This is a genomic window from Arthrobacter sp. NicSoilC5 (assembly GCF_019977395.1).
Classification (GTDB): Bacteria; Actinomycetota; Actinomycetes; order Actinomycetales; family Micrococcaceae; genus Arthrobacter.
Genome location: NZ_AP024660.1, coordinates 4,678,538 through 4,691,366 on the forward strand (window position 1 = coordinate 4,678,538; position 12,829 = coordinate 4,691,366).

General features: G+C 66.9%; 11 protein-coding genes and 1 pseudogene. 10 read left to right on the forward strand and 2 right to left on the reverse strand.

The genetic code is table 11. From position 1 onward, the window contains the following. Positions 1-14: 14 nt before the first annotated feature. On the forward strand, positions 15-1,919 hold the full coding sequence (locus LDO22_RS21685; RefSeq protein ID WP_224027123.1) for a propionyl-CoA synthetase: 1,905 nt from the start codon (positions 15-17) through the stop codon (positions 1,917-1,919). Positions 1,920-1,979: 60 nt separating this feature from the next. Here the strand turns inward: LDO22_RS21685 and LDO22_RS21690 are convergent, their stop codons facing one another. Together LDO22_RS21690 and LDO22_RS21695 are read right to left on the reverse strand one after the other, a co-directional pair. Next, on the reverse strand, positions 1,980-2,693 hold the full coding sequence (locus LDO22_RS21690) for a response regulator (RefSeq protein ID WP_159632274.1): 714 nt from the start codon (positions 2,691-2,693) through the stop codon (positions 1,980-1,982). Further along, positions 2,690-4,324 (reverse strand): sensor histidine kinase, encoded by a 1,635-nt coding sequence (locus LDO22_RS21695; protein WP_224025650.1) that lies wholly within the window; start codon positions 4,322-4,324, stop codon positions 2,690-2,692. The genes LDO22_RS21690 and LDO22_RS21695 overlap by 4 nt, the downstream gene beginning before the upstream one ends. 159 nt (positions 4,325-4,483) lie before the next feature. Between LDO22_RS21695 and LDO22_RS21700 the strand changes: the two genes are divergently transcribed. The 9 genes and pseudogenes from LDO22_RS21700 to LDO22_RS21740 all read left to right on the forward strand — a co-directional run. Then, positions 4,484-5,827, forward strand: a complete 1,344-nt coding sequence (locus LDO22_RS21700) for a cation:dicarboxylase symporter family transporter (RefSeq protein ID WP_159632272.1) — start codon at positions 4,484-4,486, stop codon at positions 5,825-5,827. A gap of 231 nt (positions 5,828-6,058) precedes the next feature. Further along, the gene (locus LDO22_RS21705) at positions 6,059-6,958 is read left to right on the forward strand and encodes an AAA family ATPase (RefSeq protein ID WP_079597205.1); all 900 of its coding nucleotides are present in this window, start codon (positions 6,059-6,061) and stop codon (positions 6,956-6,958) included. Positions 6,959-6,965: 7 nt separating this feature from the next. Continuing rightward, entirely contained in the window at positions 6,966-7,781 is an 816-nt protein-coding gene (locus tag LDO22_RS21710) for a ScpA family protein (RefSeq protein WP_159632271.1), read from the forward strand. Next, the gene (locus tag LDO22_RS21715) at positions 7,778-8,464 is read left to right on the forward strand and encodes an SMC-Scp complex subunit ScpB (RefSeq protein ID WP_224025651.1); all 687 of its coding nucleotides are present in this window, start codon (positions 7,778-7,780) and stop codon (positions 8,462-8,464) included. The genes LDO22_RS21710 and LDO22_RS21715 overlap by 4 nt, the downstream gene beginning before the upstream one ends. A 127-nt stretch (positions 8,465-8,591) precedes the next feature. Further along, positions 8,592-9,800, forward strand: coding sequence for a pseudouridine synthase (locus tag LDO22_RS21720; RefSeq protein ID WP_159632269.1), 1,209 nt, complete (start codon positions 8,592-8,594; stop codon positions 9,798-9,800). 3 nt (positions 9,801-9,803) lie between these two features. After that, complete coding sequence (locus LDO22_RS21725) at positions 9,804-10,913, forward strand: prephenate dehydrogenase (RefSeq protein WP_224025652.1); 1,110 nt, start codon at positions 9,804-9,806, stop codon at positions 10,911-10,913. Beyond that, on the forward strand, positions 10,913-11,626 hold the full coding sequence (gene cmk, locus LDO22_RS21730; RefSeq protein WP_159632267.1) for a (d)CMP kinase: 714 nt from the start codon (positions 10,913-10,915) through the stop codon (positions 11,624-11,626). Before LDO22_RS21725 ends, cmk begins: the two co-directional genes overlap by 1 nt. 49 nt (positions 11,627-11,675) lie before the next feature. Beyond that, positions 11,676-12,329 (forward strand): lysophospholipid acyltransferase family protein, encoded by a 654-nt coding sequence (locus tag LDO22_RS21735; protein ID WP_159635576.1) that lies wholly within the window; start codon positions 11,676-11,678, stop codon positions 12,327-12,329. A gap of 17 nt (positions 12,330-12,346) precedes the next feature. Next, positions 12,347-12,829 (forward strand): annotated as a pseudogene (locus LDO22_RS21740) (GTPase); the annotation flags it as partial.

Here is a 12,829-nt window from a genome sequence, read left to right on the forward strand (position 1 = left end):
ACGGGATACCCCTCATGGTCACCAAAAGCTACCGGGACAGCTACCAGCGCAGCCTCGAACAGCCCGAAGATTTTTGGCTGGAGGCAGCGCAGAAGATTTCCTGGACCTCTCCGCCGGGCCGGGCCCTGGACTCCAGCCGGGCACCGCTTTACAGCTGGTTCCCCGACGGCGCCCTGAACACCTGCTACAACGCGCTGGACCGGCACGTCGCCGAGGGCCGCGGAGGGCAGGATGCCCTGATCCATGACTCCGCGATGCTGGGTACACAGCAGCGCTACACCTACGCGGAACTGACGGACCTCGTGGCCCGCTTTGCCGGCGTGCTGCGGCGCCACGGCGTCGGCAAGGGCGACCGCGTGGTGATCTACATGCCCATGATCCCGGAAGCCGCCATCGCCATTCTGGCCACTGCCCGGCTGGGCGCGGTCCACTCGGTGGTCTTTGGCGGCTTCGCGCCCAAGGAGCTCGCCGCGCGCATCCGCGATGCCGCCCCCGCCGCCGTGGTCACGGCCTCCGGCGGGATCGAACCGGCCAGGCGCATCGAATACCTGCCTGCCGTCGCGGAGGCCCTCGGGCTGGCCGGCACGGCCGGCATTCCCGTGGTGGTCAAAGCGCGCGACGGCTTCGCATCGGCGGCCGGGGACCATGCTGGATGGCTGGACTGGGATTCGGCCATGGCTTCGGCCGAAGCCGTGGCCCCTGTCGCCGTGCAGGCCACGGACCCGCTGTATATCCTCTACACCTCCGGAACAACGGGCGCGCCCAAGGGCGTGGTGCGGGACAACGGAGGGCACGCCGTCGCCCTGCGCTGGACCCTGGAAAACATTTACGGCATCGGCCCCGGCGACGTGATGTGGACGGCGTCCGACGTTGGCTGGGTGGTGGGGCACTCCTACATCGTTTATGGTCCGTTGCTGGCCGGAGCCACCACCGTGATGTACGAGGGCAAACCGGTGGGCACTCCTGACGCCGGGGCGTTCTGGCGCGTGGTCCAGGACCACAAGGTCAACGTGCTGTTCACCGCTCCCACGGCGCTGCGGGCCATCCGCAAGGCCGATCCGGAGGCATCGCTGCTGGGGAACTACGACGTCTCCAGCCTGCGGACGCTGTTCGCCGCCGGCGAGCGGCTGGACACGGACACGTTCCACTGGGCATCCAGGGTTTTAGGCGTGCCCGTGGTGGACCACTGGTGGCAGACCGAGACAGGTTGGGCCATTTGCGCCAATCCGCGTGGACTGGAGCCATTGCCCATCAAGGCCGGCTCCCCGAGCGTTCCGATGCCCGGGTTCCGGCTGCGGATCCTCGACGGCGCGGGCGGGGAAGTGGAGCCCGGCACCGAAGGCAACATCGTCCTGGAGCTGCCGTTGCCGCCGGGCACCCTCACCACCCTGTGGAGAAACGATGAACGCTTCATCTCGTCCTACCTGCAGGCCTTCGAGGGCTGCTACGCCACGGGCGATTCCGGCTACCGCGACGAGGACGGGTACCTGTTCGTCATGGGCCGCACCGACGACATCATCAATGTTGCCGGACACCGGCTGTCCACCGGCGCCATGGAACAGGTGATCGGCCAGCATCCGGCGGTTGCCGAGTGTGCCGTGATCGGCCTCGCCGACCCCCTCAAGGGCCAGCGCCCCAGCGGCTACGTGGTGCTCAAATCCGGCGTCGACATCCCCGAAGACGTCCTGGCCAAGGACCTGGTGGCCCTGGTCCGGCGGGACATTGGTGCGGTTGCGGACTTCAAGCATGTGACGGTGGTGGACGCGCTGCCCAAGACCCGGTCCGGGAAAATCCTCCGCAAGACCATGCGCCAGATCGCAGACGGCGAGGAGTACACCGTACCCTCAACCATCGAGGATCCCGGGGTCATCGACCAGTTGATCGGCACCCTCCGGGTGGGCGGGGCGGAAGCCCGCTGACGGTCAGGGCGGGGCGTCGAACCTTCGCACGTGGACCCCCGCATGTTTAGCCTCGGCGCGTCAGCGCGCGTTCCAGCGGTACTCGTTCTCCGGCCTTCCCGGGGTGCCGTAGCGCGCGGTCCGGGAAACGGTGCCCGCGTCGGCAAGGTATTCCAGATAGCGCCGCGCGGTTACCCGGGACATACCCAGGGCATCCATGACCTCGGTGGCGGACACTGCTTCGGGCTGGCCGCGCAGGAACTCCTGGACCGAGCCGAGGGTCGAGGTGGACAGGCCTTTGGGAAGGGGAAGTTCGGACGGCGCACGGAGGCTCGCAAAAGCCTGGTCCACCTCGCTTTGCGAGGCACCTCCCTTGCCGGGACCGCCGTTGGAACCCGCCAGCTGCTGCCGGAACTGGCGGTAGTTTTCCAGCTTGTCCGAGAAGGTGGCGAACGTGAAGGGCTTGATCAGGTACTGGACCACGCCGATGGCGACGGCGCTGCGGACGATTGCCAGCTCGCGCACGGCGGTGATGGCGATGATATCCGCGAGGATCCCGGCGGAGCGCATCCGCCGGGCGATGTCCAGGCCGTGCAGGTCGGGCAGGTTCATATCCAGCAGGACAAGTTCCACCGGCTCTCCCGCCGCCACGAATTCATTGAGGAGCCGCAGGGCGGACTGGCCATCGGGTGCAGTCCCCGCGAGCTCAAACCCTTCCAGCCGCCCCACGTACGCGGCATGGGCCGCGGAAGCGATGGCCTCGTCTTCGACGACGAGGACCCGGATGTTGCTCACTGTCTGTGCTCCTTATCCGCGGAGACCGCCGCAGGCAGGAATACTTCGAACTTGGCGCCGCGCCGGCCATTAATGGCCAGCGTACCGCCCAAACGCTGCACGGCCTGCCGGACCAGCGCCAGTCCAATGCCCCGGCCCCCCATCCCGGCGGGCTTGGTGCTGAACCCGTGCCGGAAGATCTTTTCCGAATCCGCGGGGTCGATGGCCGCCCCGGAATCGTTGACGGCGATGTCCAGTCCTTCCTCGTCCGCCTCCAGCGTCAGCACCACCCGCCGCGGGGGAGGGGCGTCGGCAGCAGCATCAATCGCGTTGTCCAGCAGGTTGCCCAGGATCGTCACCAGGTCCTGGACGGCCACCCCGGGTGCGGCGCCCGAGCCGAGGGTGGAAACATCCAGCTGGACGCCGCGCTCGTGGGCCTCGGCCACCTTGCCCATGACCAGGGCTCCCACCACCGGTTCATCAATCGAGCTCACCATGTCGTCCGTCAGCTGCTGGCTCAGGGCCAGGTCCTGGGTGGCGAAATCGAGGGCTTCGCCCGTCCGGCCAAGCTCCAGGAGCGAGACCATGGTGTGGAGCCGGTTGGCGTGTTCATGGGTCTGGGCCCGCAGCGCATCCGAAAGGGTCCGCATGGTCTGCAGCTCGTTGCCCAGTGCCTCGATTTCCGTCCGGTCCCGGAGCGTGGCCACTGTTCCATACACGGGGACCTTCCCCCGCGCCCCAGGGGACTCGGGCCCCCTGGCCGGGCCCTGGTTGACCACCAGCACGCGGGAACCGGTCAGCACCATCTCGTCCTTGGTGGTGCGCCCCGAATCGAACAGGCTGCGCAGCTCGCTGTCCAGGGGGAGGTCTGCCAGGGATGGGGGCCGCGTGGGATCGTTGCTGCCCGTTTCGGCGAGGCCCAGCAGTTCGGCAGCCTGGTCGTTGTACATCACCACGCGCTTCTTGGCATCGATGAGGATCAGCCCTTCGCGCACCGAGTGCAGCACTGATTCGTAGTAGGTGAACAACTGCGCCAGCTGTTCGGGCCCCCAGCCGCGCGTCACTCGCCGCAGATACCTGCCCAGCAGCCACGACGCCAGGGATCCGCCCACCAGCAGGGCGATGCCGACGGCCAGCAGGACCGGCAGGCGGCCGGTGAAGGCCACGTCGACGCTGCGGACGGTGACACCCGCCGCCACCAGCGCCTTCACGGTCCCTTGGGCGTCCTTGACCGGAACGATGGTCCGGACCGAGGGGCCCAGGGTGCCGGCGGTGACTTCGGTGAAGGCCCGGCCCTGCAATGCAGCGTCGATGGAGCCGATGTACGGGTGGCCCAGTTCCTCGTCCCGCGGGTGTGTCCAGCGGGTCCGGTCAGGAGCCATGATGGTGATGAAGTCGATGTGGGCGGCGCTGGTGACGTCCTTGGCGTAAGGCTGCAGCAGGGCGGACGGGTCCGGCGTGGCGGCGGCCTGGAGCACCAGGGGATTGGCGGCGATGGAGGCAGCCACTCCTTCCATGCGGCGCCCCGCCTCGTCATACGTACGGTCCCGGGCGTCCACGTAGGCCGCAGTCCCCACAATGGCGATGAAGGATACGACGATCAGCAGGTTCGCCAGGAAGAGCCGGCGGGCGATACTCCAGCGGTGGATCATGCCTGCCTCCTTCAGAACCCCGGGGGTGCCGCGACCAATATGAACGCAACGGTGAGCTGGATCACGGGGTGCCCAATGATGGATATCACATTGCACGGACGTGTTGAGCCCAGAGACTGCGCCGCAGCGTCTATCAGAATATCCACAAGGAGACACATCATGGCTTCTCAACGAGGAGAGTCGCTCGAGACCGCGACGCCGCGGCGCAAGGGACTGGACAAGTCCCACTACCTTTACATTGCCGTTATCGCCGCCGTCGTCCTCGGCGCGGTTGTCGGCCTGCTCTTCCCGGAGGTGGGCAAGTCCCTCAAGCCCCTGGGAGACGGGTTCGTCAAGCTCATCAAGATGATGATTGCCCCGGTCATCTTCTGCACGATTGTCCTGGGCATCGGATCCATTGCCAAGGCAGCCACCGTCGGCAAGGTGGGCGGCCTCGCACTGGGCTACTTCATCATCATGTCCACCTTCGCGCTGGCCATCGGCCTCGTGGTGGGCAACCTGATCCACCCCGGCGAAGGCCTGAAGCTGACGCCCTACGACCCCAACAAGAAGGCCGCCACTGACAGCACCGTGGACTTCCTGATGGGCATCATCCCGGGTGACATCCCCGTCCTGCCCACCCTGCTGGCCGCCATCCTGGTGGGCTTCGCCCTGCAGAAGATGGGCACGCAGGGGACCCCCATCCTCAAGGCCATCGGCCACGCCCAGGGCCTCGTTTTCCGCATCCTCATCATGATCATGTGGCTGGCTCCGATTGGTGCCTTCGGTGCCATCGCCGCCGTCGTCGGCGCAACCGGCGTCCAGGCCATCGTGAGCATGTTCACGCTGATGATCGCCTTCTACATCACCTGCGCACTGTTCATCGTGGTCATCCTGGGCGGCCTCCTCCAGGTCGTTGCCGGAGTGAACATCTTCAAGCTGATGAAGTACCTGGCCCGCGAGTACCTCATCATCTTCTCCACCTCCTCCTCCGAAGCGGCGCTGCCCCGCCTGATCGCCAAGATGGAACACCTCGGCGTCTCCAAGCCCGTCGTGGGCGTCACCGTTCCCACGGGCTACTCCTTCAACCTGGACGGAACCGCCATCTACCTGACCATGGCGTCCCTCTTCGTTGCCAACGCCATGGGAACCCCGCTGGACCTCGGCGCCCAGATCTCCCTGCTGGTCTTCATGATCATCGCCTCCAAGGGTGCCGCCGGCGTCACCGGCGCCGGCCTGGCCACCCTCGCAGCAGGCCTGCAGGCACACCGTCCCGAGCTGCTGGGCGGCGTGGGCATGATCGTGGGAATCGACCGCTTCATGTCCGAGGCCCGCGCCCTGACCAACTTCACCGGCAACGCAGTGGCCACGGTCCTGGTGGGCACCTGGGTCAAGGAGATCGACGGCGGCCAGGTTGCCCGCGTCCTCTCCGGCGAAGTCCCCTTCGACGAGCAGACCATGATCGCCGGCCACGGCGAGATGGCACCGAAGGAAGAAGGCGCCCGCGAGGCCGCCAAGGCCTAGCCTCTGTCCCATAAGAGACGTGAAACCGCCCCTGCAGCCCTGCTGCGGGGGCGGTTTTTCGTTGCCCTGCAGTGCAACCTTCGACCTCAGCTAGAGGGTCAAGGCTCAACATTCGCGGAAAGTCAAGTTCCGTCGAATACCGTGTCGGGCGCTGTAACCTAGGGAGCAGAACGAACGGCGCTGGTCAGCCAGCGGCAGGAAATCACCGTCATCGAAAGTGTGGACAGATACGTGAGCAGCGAACAGGGTTCAGCAACTCTGGAGGGCACGGAATTCGACCTGGAAAACGCGGTGATGGGCCCCACGGGTCGCCCATACCGCGAGTTCCCGGAACCCGCGCCGCTGTCCTCCCACGGTCCGGCCCGCGTCATCGCCATGGTCAACCAGAAGGGCGGCGTCGGGAAGACCACCTCCACCATCAACCTGGCCGCGGCACTCGCCGAATACGGCCGGCGTGTCCTGCTGGTGGACTTCGACCCCCAGGGTGCGCTGTCGGCGGGCCTGGGCGTCAACCCGCACGAACTCGACCTCACCGTGTACAACGTCCTGATGGACCGCAAGGTGGACATCCGCGACGCCATCCACCAGACCGGTGTCGAGAACGTCGACCTGCTGCCGGCCAACATCGACCTCTCCGCGGCGGAAGTGCAGCTGGTGAACGAGGTGGCGCGCGAACAGGTCCTGGACCGTGCGCTGAAGAAGGTCGAAGACGACTACGACGTCGTCCTCATCGACTGCCAGCCGTCCCTGGGCCTCCTGACCGTCAACGCCCTCACCGCGGCCCACGGCGTCATCATCCCGCTCATTTGCGAGTTCTTCGCGCTCCGCGCCGTGGCCCTCCTCGTTGAGACCATCGACAAGGTCCAGGACAGGCTGAACCCGCGGCTGCAGGTGGACGGCGTGCTGGCCACCATGTACGACGCACGCACGCTGCACAGCCGCGAAGTGATCACCCGGCTGGTGGAGGCGTTCGGTGACAAAGTCTTTGAAACCGTCATCAAGCGCTCCATCAAGTTCGCGGATGCCACCGTGGCTGCGGAGCCCATCACCAGCTACGCCGGAAACCACGTGGGTGCTGACGCCTACCGCCGGCTGGCCAAGGAGCTGATCTCCCGCGGCGGCGCACCCTAAGCACGCCGTGGCCGAGACCAAACCCGGCTTCGAGGTGCGGCTGGCCAACTTCACGGGTCCGTTCGACCTCCTCCTGGGACTGATCGCCAAGCACCAGCTGGACATCACCGAAGTTGCCATCGCCACGGTCACCGATGAGTTCATCAAGTACATCCGCAAGCTGCAGGAGCTCGGTGAAGAATGGGCCCTGGACGAGGCCAGCGAGTTCCTGGTGATTGCCGCCACCCTGCTTGACCTCAAGGCAGCACGGCTCCTCCCGGCCGGAGAAGTCGAGGACGACGAGGACATCGCCCTGCTGGAAGCGCGGGACCTCCTGTTTGCCCGGCTGCTCCAGTACAAGGCCTTCAAGCAGGTGGCAGGCATCATGGGCGAAACCCTGCACCAGGAAGGCCGCCGCTTTCCACGGCAGGTGGCACTCGAGGAACATTTCGCAGCCATGCTCCCCGAGCTCGTCTGGAAACATACGCCCCGGCAGTTCGCTGCACTGGCAGAAGCCGCGCTTCGGCCCAAGGCGCCGGCGCAGCCACCACAGGTTGCCCTCGGCCACCTGCACGGCGGCAATGTCAGCGTCAAGGAGCAGGCCGAAGTGCTGGGCCTCAGGCTCCAGCAGGAGTCACCCCTGACATTCCGTTCCCTGATTGCCGACGCCGAGTCCACCCTGGTGGTGGTGGCCCGGTTCCTGGCCCTGCTGGAGTTGTTCCGGGACCGGGCTGTCTCGTTCGACCAGCTCTCCCCGCTGGCGGACCTTGCCATCCACTGGACGGCCGACCGCCGGGACTGGTCGGCGGAAAACCTAAGCGAAGAATTCGAGGAGCAACTGTGAACCCGCAGGAGGATACGCAGCCGCAGCAGACGCGGTGGCAGGACGACGCCGGCCACGGCCCCGCCTTCGCCGACCTTCCCGGCGGCGCCAAGGCTGCCCTGGAAGCCGTCCTCATGGTTTTGGACGAACCGGCCACGGAGGAGGAGCTGGCGGCAGGGGTGGGGCTAACGGTGGACTCGGTCCGCTCTCTGCTGGCAGAACTGCAGCGCGATTATAACGGCTATACTGTTAAAGCCCCGGAGGTGGAGAGTGCCAGCAGCGCTGGTATCGGTTCCAGTCCCCGGGGTTTTGAATTGCGGAACATCGCCGGTGGCTGGCGCATCTACTCCCGCACGGAATTTGCCGACATTGTGGGCAAGTACGTGCTTGAGGGGCAGACTGCCAGGCTCACCCAGGCGGCGTTGGAAACACTGGCGGTCATCGCGTACCGCCAGCCCGTTTCCCGGGCGCGCGTGTCTGCAATTCGCGGGGTCAATGTTGACTCTGTCGTACGGACGCTGGCCCAGCGCGGGCTGATCGAGGACGCGGGAACAGATCCCGAGTCCGGCGCAATCCTCTACCGGACTACCTCGTATTTCCTCGAACGGATGGGAATCAGTTCAGTGGAGGACCTGCCCCAACTGTCGCCGCACCTTCCGGGGCTCGACGGGATCGCAGAGTTCTACGACGCCGGGACGATGTAGGCAGGACACCCCTGCCCGCAACAGTCCATCCAGCACGGTTATTTATCAGGGCAGACGAAGTCTGCGCGGCTGGCTAAGGTTGTCCTTGGACATCTCAGCCGGCCAATACACATTTGAAGGACGGGTCATGACACAGGCGGGACGCCAGGGTTCACCACGTAACGGTTCGGGACGCGGCGGGAACGAACGCAACAGTTCACAGCGCAACCCGGCACAGGGCGGCAGCTTCAGCGGGGGCTCCCGCGGCGGAGCAGGCAAGCGATCCTCCGGATTCGGCGGGGACCGCCCGCACCGCGCGCCCAAGCCGCGCGAAGAGCGCTTCATCGACCCCGACCTCGCGGGGGACCAGCAGGGACGCGGAGCCGAGCCCGCCAGGGGTGCCAAGCCGTCGTCGCGCAAGCCCGCGGCCCGCAAGCCCGGTGCCGGGAAAGCCCCCGGAACCCCCGGTGCGCTCAAGCCCAAGCCGCGAACGGGCGCTCCCGGAGCAGCCGCTTCCCGTGCTTTCGGCAGCGAACGCTTTGGCCAGAACCTGGGGCCGGTCCGCAAGCCTGCACGGAAGAAGGGTCCCCGGGGCAACGTTCCCCAGTCCGAACTCCACGATGCCGACGGCGTGCGCCTCCAGAAGGTGATGGCCTCCGCAGGAGTCGCCTCCCGGCGCGTCTGCGAAGAGATGATCGCCGAGGGCCGTGTCGAAGTTGACGGCCAGGTAGTCACCGAACTCGGTGTCCGCGTAGACCCCAAGACTGCCGTAATCCACGTTGACGGCCTGCGGATCCAGCTGGACGAAAACCTGGTCTACATGGTCTTCAACAAGCCCAAGGGCGTGGTGTCCACCATGGAGGACCCCGAGGGCCGGCCCTGCATCAGCGACTTCCTGAAGAACAACAAGAACACCGGCGAACGCCTCTTCCACGTTGGCCGGCTCGACGTCGCCACCGAAGGCCTGCTGCTGCTGACCAACGACGGCGAACTCGCCAACCGGCTCACTCACCCCTCCTACGAGGTTCCCAAGACCTACCTGGTGCAGGTGCGCGGACCGTTCCCGCAGGGCGTTGGCGCCCAGTTGAAGGCCGGCGTCGAGCTGGAGGACGGCTTCGCTTCCGTTGACTCCTTCCGCCTGGTGGACTCAACCCCGGGCCATGTGCTGATCGAGGTTGTACTCCACTCCGGCAAGAACCGCATTGTCCGGCGCCTCTTCGACGCCGTTGGCTTCCCGGTCCAGCGGCTGGTCCGCGTCAAGGTGGGCCCCATCGGGCTCGGCGACCAGCGCCAGGGCAGCATCCGCAACCTGGGCAAGCAGGAAGTCGGCCACCTGCTGGCATCCGTAGGGCTCTGAGGCATGTCCGCGTTCAAAAGCCAGGGCCGCGGCCACCTGGATGGCCCGGTGGTGGTCATCGGCACCGGGCTGCTGGGCACCAGCATTGGGCTGGGCCTGCGGGGGCGCGGCGTACCCGTGTTCCTCTCGGACCCGTCGCCCACCAACCAGGCGGTGGCCGTGGACATCGGTGCCGGCCGCCCGCTGCCGGAACTGGGCGATGCAGCGCCGCAGCTGGTGGTGGTGGCCGCCCCGCCGGACGTCACGGCCGACGTCGTCCTTGCCGCGCTGTCCAACTACCCGGACGCTGTGGTCATCGACATCGCCAGCGTGAAGGCGGGCATCCTGGCCCGGCTGCGGGAATCGGGCGTCGACCTTTCCCGCTACGTGGGGACCCACCCCATGGCGGGCCGCGAAAAGTCCGGCCCCGTAGCGGCGCGCGGTGAGCTCTTCACGTCCATGCCCTGGGTGCTCTGCCCCTCCGAGGAAACGTCCGGTGGCGCCCTGCAGGTGGCCCGCTCGCTCGCCTCGGACCTGGGGGCCGTCGTCTCGCAGTTCACGGCGGACGAACACGACGAAGCCGTGGCACTGGTCTCGCACCTGCCCCAGGTGATGTCCTCACTGCTGGCCAGCCGGCTGCAGGGAACTCCTCTGCACGCGTTGTCCCTGGCAGGCAACGGACTGCGTGACGTCACCAGGATCGCGGCCAGCGACCCCACCCTGTGGGTCCAGATCCTCGGCGGCAACGCGGACAAGGTGGTGGAGATCCTCTACGGTGTCCGGGACGACCTGAACCGGTTGATTGGAACCCTGGAGAACCCCACCGCACCCGGGGCCCGGCTGGACCTCGCGCAGCTGATCAGCGAGGGCAACGCCGGCCAGGCGCGGATCCCCGGGAAACACGGTGGTCCGCCGCAGGCTTATGCATGGCTTACCGTCCTGGTGGATGACAAGCCTGGCCAGATCGCCCGGCTGCTCACCGAGATCGGGGAGATCGGCGTCAACCTGGAGGACATGCGGCTTGACCACTCGTCAGGCCAAAACGTGGGTATGGTGGAAATCTCCGTGTTGCCGAACAAGCACGACCACTTGATCGAAGCTCTCAACGACCGCGGATGGCGGGTACTTCAGTAATGACACAGGAACTCCTCGAATCCATGCGCGCCCTGCGCATCGGCCGGCCGCTGGTGGTTGCCATCGATGGGCCTTCAGGCTCCGGAAAATCCAGCGTGAGCAAGGAAGTTGCGCGCAGGCTCCGGCTGGCCTACCTGGACACCGGCGCCATGTACCGTGCCCTGACCTGGTACTGCGTGACCGAAGGCATCGACCTTGAGGACGGCGCGGCGGTGGAACAGGCATCCAGGGACTTCGTCCTGGAACTGAGCACCAGTCCCATGGAGGAATATGTCCGGGTGGGCGGCGTGGACGTCACGGACGCCATCCGTGAGCCGGCCATCTCCTCCGCCGTCAGTGCCGTCGCCACCACCCTGGGCGCCCGGACCGAACTGATCCGGCGGCAGCGGGACCTGATCGAAAAGCACCACCGCCGGATGGTGGTGGAAGGCAGGGACATCACCACCGTCGTCGCGCCCGGGGCCGAGGTGCGCATGCTCCTCACCGCCAGCGAGGAAGCCCGCCTGCGCCGGCGGGGCATCCAGCTGGGCGGTACTCAGAACGCCGAGCAACTGGCAGCCCAGGTCACGCACCGCGATGCCAAGGACTCCACCGTGGTGAACTTCACGCAAGCCGCTTCCGGGGTGGTGACGCTGGACTCCTCGGACCTCGACTTCGAACAGACCGTGGATGCCGCCCTCGTCATCGTCACCAAGGTCCTGAACCGTGACTGACGCCGGGCCCGGCCTGCCGTCCGGGCTGACCACGGCATGGAGCAGGCCGGTGGGCTGGATCCTTGACCACCTGGTCTACCGGACCACCGTGACCGGCAGGACCAATGTCCCCACCGGCGGACCGGTGATCTTCGCAGGCAACCACATCAGCTTCCTTGACGGGCCGGTGATGTTTGGCGCCGCGCCGCGTCCGATGCACATCCTGGTGAAGCAGGAGATGTTCAAAGGTTTCCTGGGCCGCGTGCTCACCGCGTCCGGGCAGCTGCCCGTGGACCGCCGCGGTGACCGAGCAGCGCTGCAGCGCTGCAAGGACGTGCTCGACGCCGGGCGCTGCGTAGGGATTCTTCCGGAAGGGACCCGGGGGAGCGGCGCAGCCGCGGACATCAACGGGGGCGTGGCCTGGCTGGCGCTGAATTCCGGAGCCCCCGTGGTGCCGGTAGCCATCCTGGGCACCCGCCAGGGCGATGAGCACCTGGACTTCGTCCCACGGCCCGGTCGGCGCTTCCACGTCAGCTTCGGGTCAGCCCTGACCCTGGCCCGCAGGGCCGGGGAAACCGGCCGTGCTTCAATGGACAGGGCCGCGCAGGACATCCGTGCAGCGCTGGCAGGGCACGTCCAGGACACCATCCAACTCAGCGGGCAGACCCTGCCCTTCGCTGACCACAAAGACTTGACAGCAGTAGCCGGGGACGCCGGCAGATGACCACTAAGGACAGTGCAATGAGCGACACCACCCAGGCTTCCGGGCACTCCGGCGCCGACGACGAATACACCCCCACCGGCACCGACCAGGTTGCAGAGCGCCTGGCGGCGATTGGGGACGACGAGGCCGAGCTCCGCGCCGCCTCCCTCCGGGCCGGCCTGGAGGACTACGAGCTGGACGAGGACGACGCCGCCCTGCTGAGCGGCGAGTACGGGGACGAGGACCTCGAAGGTCCCCTCAAGCTGGACCCCGTCCTGGCCATTATCGGACGTCCGAACGTGGGCAAGTCCACCCTGGTGAACCGTATCCTGGGCCGCCGCGAAGCGGTCGTGGAGGATACTCCCGGCGTAACCCGCGACCGCGTGATGTACTCCGCGAACTGGAACGGACGCAACTTCACCCTGGTGGACACCGGGGGATGGGAACACGACGCCCGCGGCATCCACGCCAGGGTCGCGGAGCAGGCCGAGATGGCCGTGGAACTCGCTGACGCCGTCCTG

What these genes read in the sequence shown, in the direction of transcription:
- LDO22_RS21695 (WP_224025650.1), bottom strand. Translation starts at nt 4,324, where the DNA reads ATGATCCACCGCTGGAGTATCGCCCGCCGGCTCTTCCTGGCGAACCTG.
- LDO22_RS21725 (WP_224025652.1), top strand. Translation starts at nt 9,804, where the DNA reads ATGTCCGCGTTCAAAAGCCAGGGCCGCGGCCACCTGGATGGCCCGGTG.
- LDO22_RS21720 (WP_159632269.1), top strand. Translation starts at nt 8,592, where the DNA reads ATGACACAGGCGGGACGCCAGGGTTCACCACGTAACGGTTCGGGACGC.
- cmk (WP_159632267.1), top strand. Translation starts at nt 10,913, where the DNA reads ATGACACAGGAACTCCTCGAATCCATGCGCGCCCTGCGCATCGGCCGG.
- LDO22_RS21685 (WP_224027123.1), top strand. Translation starts at nt 15, where the DNA reads ATGGTCACCAAAAGCTACCGGGACAGCTACCAGCGCAGCCTCGAACAG.
- LDO22_RS21700 (WP_159632272.1), top strand. Translation starts at nt 4,484, where the DNA reads ATGGCTTCTCAACGAGGAGAGTCGCTCGAGACCGCGACGCCGCGGCGC.